Consider the following 21,910-nt stretch of genomic DNA (forward strand, 5'->3'; position numbering starts at 1 on the left):
ATTAGTGTTGCCAGAAAGATGCATATATTTTGCTAGTTATGACGCAATGCAAACACAATTGTTAGAGTGGTGTTAGCCCGGAAGCTATTGGCATGCTCAATATATAAACACAGATCGATATAAACGATCAATAAATTAATTTCGATAGATTTAATCAATAGGTCTTATAGATCATTCACCGGCAATAGATCGATAAAACCTATCAATTTGTTTAGTTATGTAATTAAGTTTTAAAAAAATGTTAATTTTAATTGTGTGGTTTTTTTAATTACGGAAATTAAATTCGAATAATTACTTCAAGATATTACGGAGGAACGAATGCAGTCTAATAATTAAAAGATCAATAAACGAACAATAGTGTAAGTGTTTGTTACACATATTTATTTGCCGCAAGCACAGTGTTTCAACATTCAACTCAAGTTGGCCGTATTAATTCATTTTGGAAAAATGAGTTTACAACTCCTGTCCTGACAAGCAGGAGAGTTGTTTTTGTAGATCACATTATTATATTGAATTAATAACCTGTGAATGCGCTAGGCATTTTGATTTGAAATAACCAGTACAACATCTTCCACACAGCCGATTTTTATTTCACTGGTTCTATTTATTTTACTCTTGTCGATAAGCAATAAAGATTGTGCTGCGCGCTTCATGAGTAATGATTTAAATTCCGCATTGTAAGCATTGGAATCCCATAGCACGCCATCCTTATCAACTCCCTCACAAGAGAAAAGAAACAGGTCGATATCCAGTTCTTTAAGTTGGGAAATAATTGCAGGATTGACGTAACAAGCATATTTACGTTGTAGCAAGCCACCGGAACTAATGAGCTGTATATTTTTCCATTTTGCCAGTTCCTGGCAAATACGCACACTATTGGTAAAAACAGTGATATCAATATCCGGGAGTTGTTTTGCCAGATACCAACATGTTGAACTCGCATCCAGTGCGATGGTCATTCCAGCACTAATCCACGGTAGTGTCTGGCGCGCAATATCGGCCTTGCTGGCAAAATGGCTTTTGAGGCGAGCGCTAAATGGGTCTCCACTGTCATGAGTGTCGCGCTTGATGCTCTTAGCTCGCCCATGCTGGCGAATGATTTTCCCCTGCGTCTGTAAAGCATTCAGATCACGACGGATGGTTTCTTTACTGACCTTTAATAGCTCGGCGAGATCTTCAGTTGTCAGGGTTTCATGTTGTCGAATGAGTTCTACTATAGCCGCATGGCGCACCGTTTTCACAAGCCCTCTCCTCTACCTGAAACAACCATGCGCCAGTGGCGCATGGCAAAACAAGGAGTCTGAGACTACGGTGTAACCCCTTTTTTTAACAGAATATTCCCGTATTTAGCGGTCTCACCTGTGATGACGATCGCAAATGCCTGCTGCGCTCGTTCATAGAATGCAAAGCGATCAATACGGCTGACCTTATGTTGCGGCTTTTCAGCAAATAAAGCCTGCAAATACCGGGTTTCAACACATGGATCTAATTCATCGCCTTCAACTGCCGCCATCATGACGAGCGGGGGGGCGTAACTATCGAGTTCAAATAACGGAATAATTGCGGCCAGTAACTCGCTCACTTTTAAACCATCGGCGCGGATAACATTCGGGCCCATGCTATGGGCAGGAAAATGCGCATCTGAAAAAATGATTTCATCGCCGTGACCCATTTCGGCCAATGTTTTAAGTAGCTGAGGAGAAATTAATGGAGATATGGTTTTTAACATCGTTAAACCTCTTCGAATATTTCGGAGCACTGGCAAGCGAGGTCTTGATATTGCGCGCTTTGCTTGCCTGGATAATAAGACTGGTAGCGATAGTTAACTTGCTGACGTGCTTGTTCTGGTGAGGTGTAAAAGTTGACACCACTCCAGGCAAACATTGCCGCTCCCAGAACGGTGGTTTCCGCATCTTGTAAGACTTTGATAGGTAGATTGAGGACATCCGCTTTAATTTGGTTCCACAGTGGGTTTCGACTCCCTCCCCCAACCAGCAGCAACTCTTGAGCTTTAAAACCGCCGATATCTTCCAGCACTAACAAGTTTTGCTGTAGCTGCCATGAAAGACTCTCTAACGCTGAGCGATAGAAATGACCGCGTTCTGTATGCAGATGCACACCACTCCAGCCTGCCTGCTCGCGCCTGTCGAGAAGTTGGCAGTTCATACGTAAACCTTCGCAGCCTGGTGGGATCGTTTTGGCTTCAGCGATCATCTGCTCATATACAGCAGGCAATGTGCCATCCGGCCAATACAGCTTACGAACCCATTCCAGAACACCGGAGGCCAGCCATTGCAAACCGGGATTAAACAGGCCAGAACAGCTATCAAGCTCGCATGTTGAACCTGCAAAACGTGGCAGCAATGAGGTGTTAACCTGCGGGGTGCGTACCATCAGGATTTCCCAGGTTCCAGATGAAAGCACTGGTTGATCTAAACCTGCGCCAGAACCAAACAACGCAAACTGGGTATCATGCCCGGCAGAAATAACCGCTGTTCCCGCTGGTATTCCAAGGCTTTGCGCCATATGAGGTAAGAGATTGCCGATATGCTCGCCTGCGGCGACAAGACGTGGAAACAGCTCTATTGGCAGGCCGGTACGCTGAAAAATAGTCTTGCTGAAGATTTCCTGCCGAACATCTAATAATTGGCTGGTTCCTGCCATCGTGCGGTCGGTCGTGAATTCGCCCGTTAGCCGCTGATTAATCAATGAAGAGATAAATAGCCAGGCGTGCGCTTTTTCCAGCAACTCAGGGCGGTTTTCTTTTAGCCAGATAAGTTTATATAAGGTGTTAAAGCTGAATTGACCGATACCCGAAATAGTTTGTAGCTCACCGGGGGTAATGTAGCGGTCAATTTTTTCCATAATTTCTGACGTGCGGGGGCATTTCCAACTAATTATCGGATAAATGAGCTCCCCTTGAGCATCCACCAGCGCGCCATCCACACCAAACGTTGTGACACTCAACGCGTGAATTTTATCGCCTTTGAGCTGCGGAATAATTTGCATACAGCAGTCGGAAAAGCGCTGCAAAATGTCATCGAGCGACCAAATGTGCCATTGGTCATTTTCTTCAGCTGCAAGGCTTACATTAGGTAAAGCCGCTTTAGCGACCACATTGCCTTGCGAATCCACGGCAATGGCACGGATGTTAGTGGCACCACAGTCCAGAACAATCACCACATCACGATTCATGATGCTTCCTTTGATAAGTATAAATGTGCCCCCCTCAAACAAAGGGAGGCGACAAAGGGGCCTGGTTATAAGCAGCCCCCTGGAGCATTATTTTTTATACAGTGGCCCGTAGTTTTGGCAGGCGCGATAGTCCTGGCCTTCCACATCCATACCATGAGCACCCCATGAAGATGGGCGATAAATGTCACCGTCCTCCACGTTATGCATACACACTGGAATGCGCAGCATTGACGCAAGGGTAATAAGGTCAGCACCCACATGCCCAATAGTCAGCACACCGTGGTTCGCGCCCCAATTTGCCATCACAGAGTAAACATCAGTGAATGGGCCTTTGCCTGTCAGGCGTGGGGCAAACCATGTGGTTGGCCATGTTTCATTAGTGCGTTTATCCAGAATGTCATGCACATCTTTTGGCAGCTCAACGCTCCAGCCTTCCGCAATCTGCAAGACCGGCCCAATGCCCTTAATAATATTGATACGGGACATCGTGAATGCCACGCCACCGCGAGTGAGGAAGCGTGATGAATAACCGCCGCCACGGAAATATTCATGGATGGCCGGGCACCATTCGGTAGCTTGCAGGCAGTCATCAGCCTCTTTCTTGCTGATTTTCCAATGCGGCTTCATGGTTGGCTTGCCCTGCTCATCAAGCTGGCGACATGAACCATCAAGTGCTGCGGAACCGGAGTTAATTAAATGGATAATTCCGTGCTCAGCATTCCCGGTCAAATCGGTACCGGTTACGCGTTTCACCGCTTCTGGGGACCAGTAAGTACGCACGTCAGCGAATACCTGGGCCGTACCCGTGAGCATATGCCCAAACAACATTGCCACACCGTTCAGACTGTCATTTTCGGTCGCAAGCACATACGGCTTGCGCACCCCATTCCAGTCAAAGGAGCTATTTAACAAGGCTTCAGCGGTATCACCATTCGGGTATTGATCCGTCCAGTGACGTTGCCCCTGGAAACCGGCGGCGATGGCGTTATAACCAAGGGATTCTTCAACAAAACCTTTTTGTGCCAGCGCAGGATTGCCCTGCATCATGTCGCGGATACACATCGCCATCAGCAAACTTTCACGCAATACCTGGCGGCTGCTTTCAGGGGAACGGCGATATTGTTCCGCGTTAAGATCCGGCCCATAGCGGAAGTTTTTATCGGCCCAGGCCAGTGCCAGCTCTAGTTCCTGTTCATCATAAATTTTCTGATCAATACGACGACGTAGCTCGGTCATATCAACAGACTGCACCTTCATGCCCAGCCAGGATTCAAAGAAATTGTGGTCCACAATGGAACCTGCAATCCCCATTGAAACGCCCCCCAGAGACATATAGCTTTTGCCTTTAATATTCGCCACAGCCAGGCCTGCCCGAGCAAAACGCAGCAGCTTCTCTTGCACATCCGCAGGAATAGATTCATCGCCGCCATCTTGTACGTCATGGCCATAGATTGAGAACGCGGGGATCCCTTTTTGGCTGTGGGCAGCTAATGCCGCGGCCAGATAAACTGCGCCAGGACGCTCTGTACCATTGAACCCCCAGATAGCTTTCGGGCGGAATGGGTCCATATCGATGGTTTCACTGCCATAACACCAGCAAGGCGTCACAGTAATGGTAAGGCCAACATTCTGTTTACTGAATTTGTCGTCACAAGCTGCTGACTCTGCCATTCCGGCGATGCAGCCATCAGCGATAATGCATTCAACCGGTGAACCACAGGCATGATGAAGTTGTTCGCTCAGCAGTGCTGCCGTGGCTTTCGCCATATTCATGGTCTGCTCTTCCAGTGATTCACGTACCCCCATACGGCGACCATCAATCACAGGGCGAATACCAATTTTTGGTAGATTTTTAGACTGGTGTTGGCTGTTCATTTTATTCCTCAAATTAATCAGTAAATTGCACTTATTAAGGTTGAATTGCTTAAGCCGTTACACGCGGCATTACGTTTGATCTGAATTTGGCGAAAATGAAAATAATGGCGAAGCACAGCGCGGGGATGATTTCAGCAGCCGGGATATTGCCCGCCGCATCACTGACGAACCCCATAATCGGGGTGACAATCCCGCCACCGACAATAGTCATCACGATAATTGATGAACCATATTTGGTATCCTGGCCCAGTCCCTTGATGCCTAAGGAGAAAATCGTTGGATATTGAATGGACATAAACATGCTGCATAAAGTCAGCGCTATCAGGCCAAGATGCCCGCCCAGCACGGCTGAGATGATGCATAACAACATGGAAACGAAGGCATAGATGGCCAAAACTTTAAAAGGTGCATAGCGGCGGATTAACCATGTGCCGCTGAAGCGTCCGATGAAGAAACAGACCATGGTGGCGGTAAGATAGTTGGCGGCAAACCCTGGCGTAGTCCCCGGCAGCTCTTCGATAGCGTAACGAATCAAGTAACTCCAACAGGCTGTTTGTGCGCCGACGTAGCAAAACTGAGCTAATACAGCCCAACGCCAGTGGCGAATACGCAGCAGGCGAGATATAGAAGCCATGACTGAACCAGCTTCTTTACTTTCGTCATGGGAATCACTTTGAATCGAAGGAAACTTGGTCAACGCAATTAACAGCGCCACAACTAATACGACCGCTACGATTATCATGTAGGGAGACTGAACGGCGAGCACCAGGCTGTGGTTATAAGCACCAAGCTGGTCAGGCGTCATACTCTTTAATACGTCATCTGATTGATGAGGAACATGGGAAAGAATAAGGCCCTGACCAAATACTACGGCAACAATGGCTCCGAAAGAGTTAAAGGTTTGAGCTAAGTTAATTCTAAAATGCCCTGACTCTTCAGGCCCTAACACAGTAACAAACGGGTTAGCTGCGGTCTCCAGGCAACCAAGCCCTGCTGCTATAATAAACAAACCAATTAAAAACAATGAATAACTCATTCCTTCCGCAGCAGGCCAAAATAAAGCCGCACCAATGGCATACAATAACAACCCAGTAATAATACCGGCTTTATAACTCATCTTCTTCATTAATATCCCGGCAGGGATAGGAATAAGGAAGTAGCCAAAATAAAATGAAGACTGAATAAGCCCAGCCTGGAAATTTGTTAATGTAAAAGCCTGTTGGAATTGCGGTAGTAAAATATCGTTAAGATTGTTCGCTACAGCCCATAGGAAAAAGAGTGAACATAATAATGCAAAAGGAATGGCGTAGTTCCCTTTGCGCTCATTGCTGGCAACGCAGTAGCTCTCTGACTGAATTGAAACTTGTCCCATAGCACCCTCGTTAAATATTAAGTACATCTGCTTTTATTTCCGCAGCAACATAATCAATACAGTCAGCCAATTTCTAATCTGACAATCATGCGGCTTGTGCGGTAAGTGCAGCTATTCTTAAAACAAAAAACACTTAAAAATATGAGTTCAGTCACATTAAGCATTATTGGCAGGTGAAGTGTGAGCATGATCACTTCAGTAAAAGAATTAATATGCCCGTTTCCGTCATGCATTGAATAAAAAACACAACATGCATGCCCGATTGGTTTTATTTATTTTAAAACGGGCAGTTTAGATATTTAACGACATAAATTGTCATAAATTGCCCGTTTAAATCCACTTGAGATAAAACGGACATTTTTACTATTTCCACAATTTCGTTATTGAATCTAAATAAGCCATTTAACTTGATGAAGATCACACTTTCTGAACTAGCAACTTCTTAATAACTCTTGCTGGATAAAGATAAAAATCACATTCCCCATTCATGTTTATTTTTTATTCAAGAAGTTTAGAGAGGCAATAAAATGGAAAGAGATTTACTCGCACGTGAAATCATTCACACCTGTCTGGAAATGACTCGCCTGGGTCTAAATCAGGGAACCGCTGGCAACGTCAGCGTGCGTTACCAGGATGGGTTACTCATCACCCCCACTGGCATTCCTTATGAAAATCTCACAGAGGAGCAGATTGTTTATATCGATGCCGACGGTAAACATGAAGAGGGAAAGGTTCCTTCCAGCGAGTGGCGCTTTCATCAGGTAGCTTATCAGACGCGCCCAGATGCCAATGCTGTCGTGCATAACCACGCGGTAAATTGCACCGCGATATCCATTCTTAACCGCCCAATTCCTGCCATTCATTACATGATTGCCGCAGCAGGCGGAAGCACCATTCCTTGTGCGCCTTACGCCACCTTTGGCACCAAAAAACTTTCTGAACACGTTGCGGTAGCGCTTAAAAACCGTAAAGCCACGCTTTTGCAGCATCACGGTATGATCGCTTGTGAAACGAACTTACAGAAGGCTCTTTGGTTGGCTCATGAAGTTGAAGTTTTAGCGAAGCTCTATCTTTCAACTCTGCCAATCACTGATTCCGTCCCGGTCTTGCCTGATGAAGAAATCGCCATTGTGCTTGAGAAGTTTAAAAGCTACGGCCTGCGTGTTGAAGAATAAACCCGCCAGAAATTCATTTTTAAGCAAGGATTTTCATAATGACCAAAAGAATGATTTTGAATGAAACGTCATGGTTTGGGCGTGGTGCTATCAATGAATTAGTGCCAGAAGTTATGCGCCGGGGTTATGGCAAAGCACTGATAGTGACCGATGCCCAACTGGTTGCCTGTGGCGTGGTAGAAAAAGTGACATCAAAACTGGATGCTGCTGGGCTTCATTACCAGGTTTTTGATGCCGTTACACCTAATCCAACCATCAAAGTAGTGCAGCAAGGGTTAGCGGCTTTTCAGCAAAGTGGCGCCAATTATCTGATTGCCATTGGTGGAGGATCTCCACAGGATACCTGCAAAGCCATTGGCATCATCAGCGCCAATCCAGAATTTGAAGATGTACGTAGTTTAGAAGGCATGGCGCCTACACACAGCCCAAGCGTGCCGATTTTGGCGATTCCAACCACAGCAGGTACTGCGGCAGAAGTGACCGTCAACTACGTCATCACCGATGAAGAAAATCGCCGCAAATTTGTCTGCATCGATCCTCACGATATCCCGCTGGCCGCTTTTATTGATGCTGACATGATGGACGGAATGCCCCCCTCATTAAAAGCAGCGACCGGGGTTGATGCGCTAACCCATGCCATCGAAGGCTATCTTACTCGTGGTGCCTGGGAGCTCACTGATGCTTTGCATCTTAAAGCCATTGAAATTATTGCATCTTCTCTGCGTGATTCAGTTGCAGGCAAAGCAGAAGCCGTTGAGAAAATGGCATTAGGGCAATATGTGGCGGGAATGGGATTTTCAAACGTCGGGTTAGGGTTGGTTCACGGAATGGCGCACCCGTTAGGTGCGTTTTACAACACACCTCATGGCGTCGCTAATGCAATTTTGCTACCGCACGTGATGCGCTACAACGCAGAATTTACGGGTGAGAAGTATCGTCATATTGCGCAGGCAATGGGTTTTGAAGTGACTCACGCAACTCTTGAACATGCGCGAGAGGCGGCAATTCAGGCAGTAGAATCTCTTAATCGTGATGTTGGTATTCCCGCGACATTAAGAGACGTTGGGATGCGTAAAGAAGATATTCAGGAGCTGGCGCAGGCAGCGTTTGACGACGTGTGCACGGGAGGAAATCCTCGTGAAGCGAAGATTGAAGAGATTGCCGAGTTATATTTAAAAGCACTATAAACCCTAAATAATTCAAGTTGTGGAACAAAAGGCTTTGGCCTTTTGAACAGTGCTTGCGCTGGCCCGCGAAGGGGCTAAGGCGAACAGCCAACGCATCAACAATTTGAAGTATGACGGGGATAAATTGCCTGAATAACAACCACGTTTCTAAATATCAGGGGCTGCCGAATAACACGCGGCCCCTGATGATCTTAATTTATCGCGTTAATTTCAAAGATTGCCGCCGAACGATTAGGCATAGATATCCGCATCTCCCCACGCGTTCCATCCCAGTGAGGCTCATGAGTGATGGTGGTTGGGTAACCTTGCTTAATCACAACCTCTTTTGCCGCCAGTTCGCTAATAGGTAACACACAAACAGCCTGTTCCCCTTCACGACGCCACACCGCCAGCAGTCGTTTTCCACCTGGTGCGATCAGCCCTAAAGCCACCCACTCATCCGAGAAGCGGGACAAACCGAGCGGCCAGAAAGGCAGTGCGTATTTAATGTCATCACGCAGCGTTTTATAGAAACTGATTGCCTCCTGCACCAGGTTAAAATTAGCCTCAGAAAGTTCAGCTAAATGCCCACTCTGATGTATGCGTAGCAACATCGCCGATACCTGATTAAAGATGACTTCCTGCTCATCACCATCGCGCATTGGATACGACCAAATAGCCGCCTGTTCAGGGGTAACTGCCGTTGGCGCATTGGCAGCAATCGTGGCGTATTTCAGATAATCTTCCTGGTCGCTGGTCGACTGAATTGAACAGCGGCTTAACAACGCGTAATCCATGCGTAACCCACCACTACCGCAGTTTTCAATTATCAGTTGTGGATGGCGGGCGAACACATCATCCAACCAGCTCAGATAAGCGCGATTGTGTTTCAGCAACCCATCACCAAAGCTGTCAGCTCCTTGCTCGGTACCAATTCCTGGCTCGATGTTGTAATCCATTTTGATGTAACCAACGCCATAAATATCCACCAGACGATTAATCACCTCATTGGCATGTGCAATAACCGCCGGGTTTGTGAAGTCGAGTTGATAGCGGCTTCGATCAAAGACCCTTTTCCCGTGGCGCATGAAGAACCAGCTATCATCAGTCTCCGCCAGTTTTGGCGACTTCACGCCCATGACTTCTAACTCTAACCACAATCCCGGGGTCATTCCTTTATCGCGAATATAGCTAATGACGAACTCAATACCTTCCGGGAAACGTTCTACGGACGGCAACCATTGGCCAACGCCGTTCCACCACTCACCTTTGTCATACCAGCCACAGTCAATACAGAAATATTCCGCACCAGCCGCAGCCGCAGCATCAATTAACGGTAATAATTTTTCGGTGGTCGGATCGCCAAACAGACAATTCATATAATCATTGAAAATAACGCCGAGTTTCTGGTTATCCTCGTTAATCCGACGAATGCGACGGCGATACTGCGTCAATACGCCCATTGCATGGTCAAAACCTTGAGCAGTCACCCCAATAGCAACAGGAACGGAGGTAAACGATTCGCCAGAGTTTAATTGCTTAAACCAGTGACTATAAAATTCGTTAGGCCCACCTAGTTGCAAATACAAGTGATCGGCCTGGTCACCTATTTCCCAGTGCCAGGATCCATTGTTTTCAATTTGCCAGAATAGTCCCGTGTTGTTATGACTATCATGCAAATAAGCCATTGGTAAATATTCTTTAGTGGACCATGCGCCGGTATTAGTAAAGTGCATTGGTTTTGACGAACGCTGCAATCCTTTTTGAATACACGGCGTAAAACCTAACTCATCAAAACTATATTTTCGCCATTGTAATTCTCTCGTCCAGCTATTGTGCGGAATGTGGAGTGAGAAATTCTTCTCCCACTCTGGAGAACTATCTTTTTCTATACCATTAAGGACAAAGCTTGATAAATACTCTAATGTTTGCGGGATGCTTCCTTTATTGGTAATAACCGTCCAACTACGAATAATTGATAGCTCACTGTAAAATTGATAATGCACCTCAACGCTGATTTCACTGGCTGTATCTGTCAGTAAAAAAATAAGCTTGCGCCCTTGATCATTATGGTTATCACTAAAGGAATCGAACTGTAATGTATATCCCGGCGCTGTTGCTGTAAAACCTGCACCGTGACGTTCCAGTGGCTTATCAAGCCCGGACAAATTCACTTCCACCAGATTAAAGCGCGACTGAGCATCACTATTATCAGTAATGTTTTCTGGGTTAAAAAATTCAGTCGAAAAGTGTAATAAACGGGCGCGCTCCGCCAAGTCGAAAACCATAATAATACCGTTTTCGACGATAGTTAATAAGTCAGACATGAAAACCTCAATATAAATTAGTGTGCAGGAATAAGTGGCTGAACCCGTTTATGCGATAAAGTGAATACTGATATAACCGTAAATACCAGAGCGACAAGACCAAGGATAGTGTAAGACTCTTTAAAGCCCAGCACGTCATACATACCGCCAATAGTCGTGCTCATAAATATTTGGCTAAACTGTTTTGCAAACTGGAAGCCGATTAAATAGACCGTGGCAGATAATTTCCAGTCGAAGTTAGCAGAAATATATTTCAGGGTGGCAATAATAAGAATTGAACTTTCAAAACCATGCAAAAGTTTCATGGTTGAGATCAATACTGGTCCCGTTGCCATTGCGCTACCAATAATACGGAAAGTCATAATAAATCCGCAGTATAGTAAGGCATTTTTCGGGCCAATTCGGTTAACGATGGCTGGCGCAAAGAACATTGTCATGGCATCAAGGAAAATCTGCGCGGTATATAAATAACCAAAGACTTCAGCGCCACGCGCTTTGCTTTCAAAGAACGTGCTGTAGTAAACCGCAAATTGCTGATCATATGTTTCATAAACAGCACCGACACCCACCATATACAACACCAGAAACCAGAATCTTTTGGTGCACAGCAGATCGAAAATATCGCTCTTATTCACCTTCGCACGTTCAGAACTGACGTTACCAAGGAAATTTTTCCCCGGGCGAAACACCAGCAAGATCAACGCAAGACAAACACCTGCTGCGCTGGCCATAATAAAGATGTAATCCGGGTTGACGACAAATAATTTACCGGAGAGAAACGTACCTACGGCGGCACCAATCCCCCCCCACATACGCGCACGGCCAAATTCAAATCCATCGAGACGTGAAACTTTATCAATATAGGCTTCACAGACCCCGCAACCACATCCGAAAGCAAGGCCGATAAAGATACCGCCGGCGGCCGCTCCAGCAATTGCACTGACTTTCAGTAGTGGTGCAAAGACCCAAATCCACCACGGTGCGAATGCAATCATCAGGATGACCAGCATCCACATCAGATGTTTTCGAAAATGTAGTTTATCGGCAAGAATGCCAAATATCGGTTGGAAGACGACGGCGACGGTAGCAATGCAGGTATAGACCATACCAACTTCAGCAGAGTTGATACCGATTCTTTCAGTAAGCCATAAAGATAAATAGGGAAAGCAAGACCCCCAGCAGATAAAGAAGAACAGAAACCATAAGCTTGATAAAAGGTAGTTCTGTTTTTGTATCCCGTTTCCTGACGAAGACATAGACACCTCATTATTTTTTAGTAAACAAACCAAGGCCACCTTAGTGATTAAAATTAACCCTGCAAAGATCACTGTTTCTTGAAGCGTGACAAGCATCACACCCTCTGTTTTTTGAAGCCATTTAATGTGATCTGCGCAATAAAAAAACAACAAAAGATATTGTGATATTCCTTAGGCACTCATAAATCCGTCATGGAAATGCTATTTTTAGTAATCAAAAAAATAACACTGAAAAACATGTTGAGGAAAAATATGAAAAGATTAGGTCTGGATATTGGCGGAACCAAAATTGAAGCGGTGGTGCTTGATGAGCAAGGTAACGTTGTTTACCGTCAGCGGTACCCTACCTGTAAGGAAAACTATCCGGCTTTCCTGAACAGCATCAGTGGAATCATTCAGGAGGCAGAAAAGCATGTTTCGGAAACTCTTAGTATTGGCATCGGTTTACCCGGCACACCGGATCCGCAAACCCATCTGATCAAAAATTCGAATATTCAGATTATTAATAAACAACATTTTGTTATTGATATTACTGAATTAATTGGCAAACCTGTTGCTGTAGCAAATGATGCAAACTGCTTTGCCCTTTCCGAAGCTATCGATGGGAGTGGTGCGGGTTTTCATTCTGTGTTTGGTGTAATTCTGGGAACAGGCTGCGGAGGAGGTTTAGTCGTTGGGCAGCACTTACTGACTGGGCCAAATGCCTGTAGTGGAGAATGGGGCCACAACCCCCTGCCTCATTACAATCCGCAACGTGATGGCATTACATCTCGCTGCTACTGTGGTCAGGATAATTGTCTCGAATCATTTATTTCTGGTACCGGCCTTGAACGTCAATACCATCAAAATTATAGTAAACATGGTAAAGTCCCTGACATAATTTCTCTTGTCAGAGCTAACGATGTTACGGCGATGCAATGTTGGGACAACTTTCTTGATCAAGTTGCCCGGGCATTAGCCAGTGTGGTGAATTTGTTGGACCCTGATGTCATCGTTATTGGTGGCGGGGTATCAAATATTGCCGAGCTTTACACATCGTTACAGCAACGTATGGCAAAGTATGTATTTGGCAACAGCTGTTGCACCCCGCTGATTGCGGCGAAATACGGTGACAGCAGTGGTGTAAGAGGTGCTGCGTGGCTTGGCCATCAAAAGATTAACCAAGCTTTTCAACGCAACAAGGAAGATGCGAATGAACGCTACGGTGCATCAGGAAATTAAACGGGAGAGGCATGACTAAACCAGTAAGAATCAGAGATATTGCGCAGGCATGTGGGGTATCCGTCGGTGCAGTTTCACGTGCGCTAAAGGGCCAACCGGGCCTGAAAGAAGAGACACGACAGCGTATTGTGGCCATCGCCGAAGAGCAAGGATATGACTTTTCGCGACTGCACAGCGATAAGATAAAACGGGTTCTCTTCTTGCTACATCGTCAGCATGATATTGCGCGTGCTCTGCCCTTCTATTCGTCATTGCTACTTGGCGTCGAAGATAATTGCCGCGCGAAAGGAATTGCGATGAGTTTTTTGGCAATCGGTCCGGATGATGCGATTAATGATCAGGTTCTTCTGCATCACCCTGATGCGCTAATTTGTGCGGGATACTTTGAACCGCAACTCATTGCTACGCTCGCGCAGATGAAATTACCTATGGTGCTGGTCGACTTATGGTCACCTGGCCTGCCGTGTGTTAACCCTGATAATGTTCATGGTGGTTATTTAGCCACCCAACATTTGATTAAACTGGGTCGAAAACGTATCGCTTTTTTAGCCAGTACACTCTCCCATTACAGTATTCGTCAGCGTGAGAAAGGCTATCGCCAGGCGCTGTATGAAGCACAAATGTTGATGCCGCCTGAATATGAAGTGATTGCGTCCCCACTGGTTGATACAGAGCAATCGCTGATTTATGCGATGAACGAACTGTTAAACCTACCCACTCCCCCTGATGCTATTTTCGCTTACAACGACGTCACCGCGATGATTGCCATTAATATGTGCGAACAGCGTGGATTAAAGGTGCCTGAGGATGTGGCGATTGTTGGATTTGATAATATTGAAACCGCAGCTTGGGGACGTCCTTCATTAACAACAGTTGCCGTCGATAAACATAAATTAGGACATCAGGCAGTCAGCTTATTACTCTCTAATGCATTACAGGAGAAAAACCAGCTATTGCCAGTGAAGTTGGTTATTCGAGAAAGCAGCGGTAAAGAAAAGTAACGCTGAGCACACCAGCCTGACCAGGCTTTAATCATTAGGCTTGAGCGAAATATAAGGCTTCTTTAAATAATAAGAAGCCCTGACTTTGTTGTTACAACTCTAAAAATGGTAATCGCCTGCGCGCATTAGCTGCTGACTCAAATATCCCTTTTGCCATAGCTTCTCCAATTTCCGCACAGACAGTCAGCCCCTGAACGAAGGGTTGATCGTGCATCAGATAAGGCAGCGCCCCAAAAGCAATGCGCCCACGGACAGATTCCGGTTGTAGTAATATGTAGTCCTCACCGACATCCGGAATATCATCGCCGCCAGACTCGAGCTGTTTTCGTAGGCCAGGAAACGGTAGATCTTTAGTCTTAAGCGGCCTTTGCCCGCGGGCATCAATAAAAACGTCAAACTCATAAACATTTTGCCCGACGGAAATCGCCGTCTGTTTCTCTTTTACATCCATCTTATAATCTGGCCCGAGCGTAAGAATGCTGATTATCCCGGCCTCGCGTAACGCCAGTAAACGGCGAATAGATTGCGATGGTATTGCTGCGTAATTGTCGATAAACACTCGTGCAAGGCCCACGTTAAAGCGTTCCCGGTCCTGCTCGTCCAGATAAGGCACAATCAACTGGACGGCTTCATGTAACCGAAGGATCACGTAACGCCAGGGAACCGTTCGCTTGTCGCGCTTATTGCGTTCAACTTCATAAAGATTGGCTTCAGCCCAGTGAAACGGGTCGTTCATTTTCCTGTCAGCAAACCAGGCTTCAGCAAAACTATCCGCATCCAACGTATTGAGCGCCAGGTGTTTGCTCCATGCCGGGTCTGCACGTTCAATTTCCTCAACCATAAGGCCGAAAACCCGATTGAGAAGACCATCGGCCCCTGCTGAAATTTCGTGATTTATCGCCTCTTGCGTCACGACAGTTAGTGGCTCGTAAGGGATTGGGCAGTAGAAATCAGCTTCCGGCAGAATCCCCGATCGGGACATAAGCACAATGTTAAGCTTTTCACTCCCCTCATCGAGATTGAAATGGATTTGCTCTTGTTCCGATTCAACAAACTCTCCATGCTGGATGACCACTGCCATCGCTGCATCCAGAGCACTCAACGATGTCCCCATAATTCCGACCTTACACGCAGCAATTTTAGCCTCCATCAGCCCTGACCATGGGCTTGGGAAAAAGGTGCGGGTCGACTTATCCTCATCAGGCCATACGTGCCCGGTGGCAATCACGACGAGATCAAACAACGCTGGGGAAGGTTCACCTTCTGCCCACAGTTTTACTCCCTCGGTAGTCGCCGCCAGATCGGTGACCTGGCAAGATTCATGAACCTCCACGCGGAACCCTTGCTCTTTTGCCTGAACAACCAGCTCCAGAAACTGATCGCGGAAGTACTCGCCAAGAAGGATACGCGGTAGAAACTGTCGGATATGAAGTGAGTCATGGCGAACACCATAACGCGCCAGATGATGTTCACTTTGGCTGCGCAACCAGTCGATGTAGGTCGAAAAAATAGGCGGGATTTCGATGCTGGCAATATTGGCCAGCATCATTCGGGAGTTTTCTTCATCACTGTAAGGCATACCCACCCCTGCCTCACTGCCCTGCTCATAGATAGAAATGGACAGTGGCACTTGCTTCTTCAGAAGGGAGAAAAGAGTGTAAATGCCCGTAGGGCCTGCGCCGACAATAGCGATTCTTTTCATCAATCTGCACCCACCGTTGTTATAAAGTCTTCCATCTCTATGTTGAGATTAGGCTCATTCAACGGTTTCTGGCAATTTATCTGCCAAACAAACTCGTTTTACCTGGCATGGGTTACCCGCAGCAATGACTCCGGCAGGAATATCATGTTTCACCACGCTTCCTGCACCAATAGTGCTGCCTTTACCGATAGTCACACCTGGCAAAATAATAGATCCCCCACCGATCCATACATCATCGCCAATATTTATCGGCCGTGCGCTGCCAATATGTTGGTTTCGCGTATCAGGGTCCAGCGGATGCTGCGCGGTATAAATTTGTACGTCAGGAGCAATAAATACGTTATTACCAATAGTCACTGGCGCACAATCCAGTAGCACAAAGTTGAAATTAATAAATACATTATTCCCGATATGGGTATTACAGCCGTAATCAATACGCATTCCTTTTTCGAAATGAACATTTTCGCCAACGCTGCCAAATATTGTGCGAATTAACCTCTCTTTCTCGGTAACGGCACGGGCACTTAATGCATTAAATTCATCAACGATATCGCGTACCCGGTAACGGATTTCACGTAACTCGGGGTCATTAATATGATAATTTTCACCACTCACCATTTTGCTAAATTCGCGCATTCTCAACTCCTCACAGGCAATTGATGTTGTTAAATCATATTTTTTAGAACTGATAAATAACTACCTTTCGTAAACTGCATAGTTAGCACAAACGTCAATATATTCAGTTGGTTCTTACAACACCTAAAAGTAGAACAAAATTTATCCATATCAAATATTTGTATTGTTATGACCACACCTGATAAAAACCTCTAAAGCTTCAAGCTATCTGGTTGTTATTTATGTATTTATCTTGTCATTCACTGAATTTATCAATTATGTCGCACTCATCACACAAATGATCACCACAGCAAAATAATCCATATATCTGCCTACCTGGAGTCAGACGCTTTCTGGAAAGATCTTATAAAGTGCAGTCATTGGTTTTCGGAAACTACATTGAGCTTGCGGGATTTTGGAGATTTATTATGTCTAATGAAGTACTGCCTGGTTGCCCCAGTCACCTCAATACCAGAGCGCGCGACTCGCGCCGAATGACACTGTTTGTTTCCGTTTCTGCAGCGGTAGCGGGCCTGTTGTTTGGACTTGATATCGGAGTGATTTCTGGCGCATTACCCTTTATTACTCAGCATTTTAATTTAAGTAGCCAACAGCAAGAGTGGGTTGTGAGTACCATGATGTTAGGCGCAGCAATCGGTGCTCTTGCAAACGGCTGGCTCTCATCTGCGTTGGGTCGCAAATATAGTCTTATGGCAGGAGCGATATTATTTATTATCGGCTCACTCGGCTCTGCACTCGCGCCAACGGTAGAAATATTGATGGTCTCGCGCGTTGTCCTTGGGATGGCGGTGGGGATTGCTTCATACACCGCCCCTCTTTATCTGTCTGAAATGGCAACGGAAGATATTCGCGGGAAAATGATCAGCATGTATCAGCTGATGGTTACGCTGGGTATTTTGCTGGCATTCTTATCAGATACAGCCCTGAGCTACAGCGGCGACTGGCGAATGATGCTAGGCGTGCTGGCAATTCCTGCATTCCTGCTGCTGATACTGGTTGTCTTTTTGCCCAATAGCCCACGCTGGCTGGCGGCTAAAGGGCGCCATATTGAGGCAGAAGAAGTATTAAGTAAGTTGCGAGATACCTCGGAGAAAGCGCGCCAGGAATTGCAGGATATCCGTGAAAGCCTCAAGTTAAAACAGCACGGTTGGGAGCTGTTCAAAATGAACAGCAACGTGCGCCGTGCCGTATTCCTTGGCATGTTGTTGCAAGCGATGCAGCAGTTCACCGGCATGAATATCATTATGTATTACGCGCCAAAAATCTTTGAAATGGCTGGTTTCACAACCACGCATGAACAGATGATGGCAACCATTGTTGTCGGCCTGACGTTTATGCTCGCCACCTTCATTGCTATTTTCATGGTCGATAAAGCAGGACGTAAACCGGCGCTGAAAATTGGCTTTAGCGTTATGGCTGTTGGCACGCTGGTGTTGGGCTATTGCCTGATGCAGTTTGATAATGGCAATGCTTCAGATGGTTTGTCTTACCTGTCTGTCGGTATGACTATGATGTGTATCGCAGGCTATGCGATGAGTGCCGCACCTGTGGTTTGGATTCTGTGCTCTGAAATCCAACCGCTGAAAAGCCGTGATTTTGGGATTACCTGTTCAACCACCACGAACTGGGTGTCGAACATGATAATTGGTGCAACATTCCTGAGCCTGTTAGATGCAGTTGGCCCGGCAGCCACATTCTGGATGTATACCGCTCTTAATATTGCATTTATCGGCGTCACTTTCTGGCTAATTCCAGAAACGAAGAATGTCACTCTGGAACACATTGAGAAGAAACTTATGGCGGGTGAAAAGCTACGTAATATTGGGCAGTAATTCCTCCAGAACAATAAACCCTGACTGAATCAGGGTTTATCTATTTAATCTGGCAATTAAAGTGAGTTATCCATGCCGAATGGGTAACTCTCAATACAGTTGCGACCATTATTTTTTGCCTGATACAACATTTGGTCTGCTTTGTTAATAAGCCGCTGGTAATCAGGGTGGTTATCGAATTCGACCAAACCTGCACTGATGGTGACATTAAATGAGGTGTCTACATCGACTTCAATCATCTGGCTGGCAATATGGCTGCGCAGTCGCTCCGTCAGGACTTGAGCCTGAGACAGTGTCGTTTCCACCATCAACAACATAAATTCTTCACCACCGTAGCGGAAAACATAGTCACTACTGCGCACATACTCATGCAACCAGACCGCAATATTTTTTAGTGTGTTATCACCGACGGCGTGACCATAGTTATCATTGATTTTTTTGAAGTAATCTATGTCCAACAAAGCGATTGTAAAAGGTTTACCGGAGCTAATGGATAAACCAATCTCACGTCTCATAATCGTAGGAATAAAGCGACGAGTGAGTAGTTTGGTCATTGGATCTTTACCATTCTCACTTTTCACTATCTCTTCGAAGATAGAGCTAAGAATCATATTAACCTGTTCAATATCTTGCCTTAACAGGCGTAGCAAATGAATGCGACTTAACGTATTTGATGATTCTTTAGCAAACTCTGTGGTAATAAGCCTATCTATTTTTTGGATCAGCGCATCAACTTTCTTAATTAAATCTGGCTGCCTGAAAATATGCTGGCCTTTATGAGCAAACCATAGCCCGAATTCAGAATCACTAAGTAGCACACGTTCTTCAAATGGCAATTCAGTCGCAATATTATAAATAAACTGATTTTCCCAATCTTTTAATGCCCCTAACTGACGTTCACGTTCCACGCTCATATCGTCATAAACAGTTAGCAGGCGAAAATGTTCTTGATCGTGCATCATTTTTTGATGTGAAGGTGTAAAAGCAATAGTCATCACTTCAATTGCCGAATCTATTGCCATGCCACTAAAGAAGATAGCATCGTTAATTTCTTTTGCAGAGAGTTGTGTTTTATTTAATAGCAATTGAAAAAGTTCATACTTCAGCTTTCTGGCGCCACGGGCAACAAGATCGATAGGCAACCCAATCCGAGCATGAACCTCACCAACATTGCGCTGATGAGTAATTAACGCGGCTAAATCTTCACACGAACTCCCCAGCACTTTGCGCAACCAGTTATTCATACTGGCACTAAGTCTCTCTTCAACCTGGGTCGTGCTAAGGAATAATTTCGCCTTCTCATCCTGCAACATATATTGATAATACGCATCAACCAGTTGCCTGACCTCCTCATCACTAAGGCTCATAAGGGTCTGATGAGTTGCAGCATTTGTATTATTAATTAACAACTGCCACTCATTTTTAATAATGTCGTAATTAAGAGGTTGGATGTTTTTCATAAGTGTAACATTTATTCTTCGCGAGATATTATTTCTATTAAGGAATTCCCCTGTGAGTTGAATATTATCTCAACTGCTCTTTTTTGTATAACTTTATCATTTCCAGATATATATAATTCTCTTACTTAAAATTTCCACATTTAAATACATTCAACTGCTTTAAATACGTCAATACTTCTGCTATGCAACCCAATATTGCAGCAATAGCGAAAAACTTTGCGCCAGATAAAAAAGATTACTTTAAATTCCCCAATTGCTTGCGGATATGGTGCTGTAGCACCGCCAGCATGCTGGCACCGGACAACCCAATCATCAGCGCACCATTCACCGCTTCCAGTGGGCCGAGCAGTTTCCATTTCGCACTCATCACGATATCGCCATAGCCCAACGTGGCAAAATTGACGCCAGAGTGATAAACCGCCTCTTGCATTGAGGAAAACTCCCCCAGCCACAAAAACAAAATCCCCCACAGCATTATTTGCAGCAGGTTACCCATTAATACAATGATGATGATGCCAAACAATGCCAATACGCCGTACAACATCCCTTCCCTCTGGTGAAAGCGCTTGATGTAAAAGCGAATGCACCAAACAGACATAAGTGATTGCAGCAACATATTGCACAGGATGACAGGCATCCCAGTTATCAAGACCAGCAACATTTTAACCCCCTTAATCGGTTTCGGCTGCTGGACGACCAGCCAGATGCCAGCGTTCAAGAACCACCACACACGCCCAGCCATACAGGGCAACAGCAACATATAGAGAACAGCGCATCAGCGATGCCAGCCAGACATCTTTACCGGAAGCACTGTCCTGAATTGCTGGGCCAAACAGAATCAGGCAGGTGACCCAGGCATTACTCCAGAAAGAGGGGGTAAATCGGCTAGCCACCAGTCGCACCAAACGTCGCGCAACCCAAAGGCTAACGAGAGCCATCCACAGCACCAGCATCAGGAATGAGGGCCAGATGCTAAGCCCAAACCACAGCACCACCGCCAACAGCGCCCCCATCAGAGTCGATAGCACCAACTCTTTCCCGACCTGTTTTGCCGCAAGCGTGTTGGTTTGCTGTGCCAGCATCACGGTTTTCATCACTGCCGGGATATAAAACGCAGGATTGCTTAATGCTAACAACCACACCGGCAATACAATAAGCACTGCACGTAAAGCCAGCTGGTGTGGAGATTCAGGAGGCAGTAGAGCCTTAGCTGCTGAGGCAGGTGTGGCCTGCGGCGGGAACAGTATTAACGCAAACCGGTTAACCACCGTACCAATGATGATGCCAAGCCCCATCATTTGAGCAATACCAATAGCGAGTGACTGCTCGATGAGTCCGGCAATCGGAATGATGGTAATGGCCGTCGTCAGTAGCATGGCCTGGGTTCCCTTCCCTCTAAGCCCCATCAGCATCAGCAGATAAAGCAGCAGCGCCGTAAACAGCAATGCAGATAACGGGTAGTGCGTCAGTAAAGGCACCATCAGCACGCCACCAATCATGGTCATCGTTAGCACTAAGCCAACAATAATCCCCTTTTTGATGGGCAAAGGTTTCCCCTGACACAACACAATCCAGGCCATAATGCAGCCCAAATGCGGCATCGGTAGTGCAAGGCCGTAGCAGACCAGCGCCGCAATGGCCGATCCCACTCCAATTCTCAGTACCGCACGATCCCCGTTATGCATGGCCTAC

Annotated in this window: 17 protein-coding genes; 5 read left to right on the top strand and 12 right to left on the bottom strand. The window is 45.9% G+C overall.

What is annotated here, in order from left to right:
- Positions 1 to 533: 533 nt before the first annotated feature.
- The 5 genes from fucR to fucP form a co-directional block, all read right to left on the bottom strand.
- On the bottom strand, positions 534 to 1,241 hold the full coding sequence (fucR, locus tag LVQ76_RS01470; RefSeq protein WP_151994880.1) for an L-fucose operon activator: 708 nt from the start codon (positions 1,239 to 1,241) through the stop codon (positions 534 to 536).
- A gap of 65 nt (positions 1,242 to 1,306) precedes the next feature.
- Positions 1,307 to 1,729, bottom strand: a complete 423-nt coding sequence (gene fucU, locus LVQ76_RS01475) for an L-fucose mutarotase (RefSeq protein WP_232920800.1) — start codon at positions 1,727 to 1,729, stop codon at positions 1,307 to 1,309.
- Between the two features lie 2 nt (positions 1,730 to 1,731).
- Positions 1,732 to 3,195: an L-fuculokinase gene (fucK, locus tag LVQ76_RS01480; protein ID WP_232920801.1), complete on the bottom strand. Its 1,464-nt coding sequence runs from the start codon at positions 3,193 to 3,195 to the stop codon at positions 1,732 to 1,734.
- 87 nt (positions 3,196 to 3,282) lie between these two features.
- Positions 3,283 to 5,070: an L-fucose isomerase gene (gene fucI, locus LVQ76_RS01485; RefSeq protein ID WP_232920802.1), complete on the bottom strand. Its 1,788-nt coding sequence runs from the start codon at positions 5,068 to 5,070 to the stop codon at positions 3,283 to 3,285.
- A 49-nt stretch (positions 5,071 to 5,119) separates the two neighbouring features.
- Positions 5,120 to 6,469, bottom strand: coding sequence for an L-fucose:H+ symporter permease (fucP, locus tag LVQ76_RS01490; protein ID WP_255668742.1), 1,350 nt, complete (start codon positions 6,467 to 6,469; stop codon positions 5,120 to 5,122).
- 500 nt (positions 6,470 to 6,969) lie between these two features.
- On the opposite strand from fucP, the gene fucA reads away from it, so the two are divergent.
- Complete coding sequence (gene fucA / locus LVQ76_RS01495; protein ID WP_151994875.1) at positions 6,970 to 7,617, top strand: L-fuculose-phosphate aldolase; 648 nt, start codon at positions 6,970 to 6,972, stop codon at positions 7,615 to 7,617.
- Positions 7,618 to 7,655: 38 nt separating this feature from the next.
- Positions 7,656 to 8,804: a lactaldehyde reductase gene (gene fucO, locus LVQ76_RS01500; protein WP_232920803.1), complete on the top strand. Its 1,149-nt coding sequence runs from the start codon at positions 7,656 to 7,658 to the stop codon at positions 8,802 to 8,804.
- Between the two features lie 191 nt (positions 8,805 to 8,995).
- Here fucO and LVQ76_RS01505 read toward each other — a convergent pair whose 3' ends face one another.
- Positions 8,996 to 11,110 carry a glycoside hydrolase family 36 protein gene (locus LVQ76_RS01505; RefSeq protein WP_232864225.1) on the bottom strand — a complete coding sequence of 705 codons (2,115 nt, stop codon included), beginning with the start codon at positions 11,108 to 11,110 and terminating at the stop codon, positions 8,996 to 8,998.
- 17 nt (positions 11,111 to 11,127) lie between these two features.
- Positions 11,128 to 12,366 carry an oligosaccharide MFS transporter gene (locus LVQ76_RS01510; protein ID WP_232864292.1) on the bottom strand — a complete coding sequence of 413 codons (1,239 nt, stop codon included), beginning with the start codon at positions 12,364 to 12,366 and terminating at the stop codon, positions 11,128 to 11,130.
- A gap of 252 nt (positions 12,367 to 12,618) precedes the next feature.
- Between LVQ76_RS01510 and LVQ76_RS01515 the strand changes: the two genes are divergently transcribed.
- Positions 12,619 to 13,587 carry an ROK family protein gene (locus LVQ76_RS01515; RefSeq protein ID WP_232864291.1) on the top strand — a complete coding sequence of 323 codons (969 nt, stop codon included), beginning with the start codon at positions 12,619 to 12,621 and terminating at the stop codon, positions 13,585 to 13,587.
- An 11-nt stretch (positions 13,588 to 13,598) separates the two neighbouring features.
- The gene (locus tag LVQ76_RS01520; RefSeq protein WP_151994870.1) at positions 13,599 to 14,588 is read left to right on the top strand and encodes a LacI family DNA-binding transcriptional regulator; all 990 of its coding nucleotides are present in this window, start codon (positions 13,599 to 13,601) and stop codon (positions 14,586 to 14,588) included.
- A 91-nt stretch (positions 14,589 to 14,679) separates the two neighbouring features.
- On the opposite strand, the gene LVQ76_RS01525 is transcribed toward LVQ76_RS01520, so the two are convergent.
- On the bottom strand, positions 14,680 to 16,290 hold the full coding sequence (locus LVQ76_RS01525; RefSeq protein ID WP_232920804.1) for an FAD-NAD(P)-binding protein: 1,611 nt from the start codon (positions 16,288 to 16,290) through the stop codon (positions 14,680 to 14,682).
- 54 nt (positions 16,291 to 16,344) lie between these two features.
- Positions 16,345 to 16,926, bottom strand: a complete 582-nt coding sequence (locus LVQ76_RS01530; RefSeq protein WP_232920805.1) for a sugar O-acetyltransferase — start codon at positions 16,924 to 16,926, stop codon at positions 16,345 to 16,347.
- Positions 16,927 to 17,333: 407 nt separating this feature from the next.
- Here LVQ76_RS01530 and LVQ76_RS01535 point away from each other — a divergent pair, with 407 nt between their 5' ends.
- The gene (locus LVQ76_RS01535; RefSeq protein ID WP_232920806.1) at positions 17,334 to 18,758 is read left to right on the top strand and encodes a sugar porter family MFS transporter; all 1,425 of its coding nucleotides are present in this window, start codon (positions 17,334 to 17,336) and stop codon (positions 18,756 to 18,758) included.
- Between the two features lie 56 nt (positions 18,759 to 18,814).
- Here LVQ76_RS01535 and LVQ76_RS01540 read toward each other — a convergent pair whose 3' ends face one another.
- From LVQ76_RS01540 to LVQ76_RS01550, 3 genes are all read right to left on the bottom strand, one after another.
- Positions 18,815 to 20,218 carry a diguanylate cyclase gene (locus LVQ76_RS01540; protein WP_232904084.1) on the bottom strand — a complete coding sequence of 468 codons (1,404 nt, stop codon included), beginning with the start codon at positions 20,216 to 20,218 and terminating at the stop codon, positions 18,815 to 18,817.
- 235 nt (positions 20,219 to 20,453) lie between these two features.
- Positions 20,454 to 20,879, bottom strand: a complete 426-nt coding sequence (locus LVQ76_RS01545; protein ID WP_232920807.1) for an ion channel — start codon at positions 20,877 to 20,879, stop codon at positions 20,454 to 20,456.
- 10 nt (positions 20,880 to 20,889) lie between these two features.
- A complete protein-coding gene (locus LVQ76_RS01550) occupies positions 20,890 to 21,903 on the bottom strand; it encodes a DUF2955 domain-containing protein (RefSeq protein WP_232920808.1) in 1,014 nt (337 codons plus the stop codon).
- Between the last annotated feature and the right edge of the window lie 7 nt (positions 21,904 to 21,910).

Source organism: Buttiauxella cochleicola, from assembly GCF_021283185.1.
Classification (GTDB): domain Bacteria; phylum Pseudomonadota; class Gammaproteobacteria; order Enterobacterales; family Enterobacteriaceae; genus Buttiauxella; species Buttiauxella massiliensis.

Excerpts from the sequence above, each read along its gene's own strand:
- fucU (WP_232920800.1), bottom strand. The coding sequence starts at position 1,729 with ATGTTAAAAACCATATCTCCATTAATTTCTCCTCAGCTACTTAAAACA.
- fucK (WP_232920801.1), bottom strand. The coding sequence starts at position 3,195 with ATGAATCGTGATGTGGTGATTGTTCTGGACTGTGGTGCCACTAACATC.
- fucI (WP_232920802.1), bottom strand. The coding sequence starts at position 5,070 with ATGAACAGCCAACACCAGTCTAAAAATCTACCAAAAATTGGTATTCGC.
- fucP (WP_255668742.1), bottom strand. The coding sequence starts at position 6,469 with ATGTACTTAATATTTAACGAGGGTGCTATGGGACAAGTTTCAATTCAG.
- fucA (WP_151994875.1), top strand. The coding sequence starts at position 6,970 with ATGGAAAGAGATTTACTCGCACGTGAAATCATTCACACCTGTCTGGAA.
- fucO (WP_232920803.1), top strand. The coding sequence starts at position 7,656 with ATGACCAAAAGAATGATTTTGAATGAAACGTCATGGTTTGGGCGTGGT.
- LVQ76_RS01505 (WP_232864225.1), bottom strand. The coding sequence starts at position 11,110 with ATGTCTGACTTATTAACTATCGTCGAAAACGGTATTATTATGGTTTTC.
- LVQ76_RS01510 (WP_232864292.1), bottom strand. The coding sequence starts at position 12,366 with ATGTCTTCGTCAGGAAACGGGATACAAAAACAGAACTACCTTTTATCA.
- LVQ76_RS01515 (WP_232864291.1), top strand. The coding sequence starts at position 12,619 with ATGAAAAGATTAGGTCTGGATATTGGCGGAACCAAAATTGAAGCGGTG.
- LVQ76_RS01520 (WP_151994870.1), top strand. The coding sequence starts at position 13,599 with ATGACTAAACCAGTAAGAATCAGAGATATTGCGCAGGCATGTGGGGTA.
- LVQ76_RS01525 (WP_232920804.1), bottom strand. The coding sequence starts at position 16,290 with ATGAAAAGAATCGCTATTGTCGGCGCAGGCCCTACGGGCATTTACACT.
- LVQ76_RS01530 (WP_232920805.1), bottom strand. The coding sequence starts at position 16,926 with ATGCGCGAATTTAGCAAAATGGTGAGTGGTGAAAATTATCATATTAAT.
- LVQ76_RS01535 (WP_232920806.1), top strand. The coding sequence starts at position 17,334 with ATGTCTAATGAAGTACTGCCTGGTTGCCCCAGTCACCTCAATACCAGA.
- LVQ76_RS01540 (WP_232904084.1), bottom strand. The coding sequence starts at position 20,218 with ATGAAAAACATCCAACCTCTTAATTACGACATTATTAAAAATGAGTGG.
- LVQ76_RS01545 (WP_232920807.1), bottom strand. The coding sequence starts at position 20,879 with ATGTTGCTGGTCTTGATAACTGGGATGCCTGTCATCCTGTGCAATATG.
- LVQ76_RS01550 (WP_232920808.1), bottom strand. The coding sequence starts at position 21,903 with ATGCATAACGGGGATCGTGCGGTACTGAGAATTGGAGTGGGATCGGCC.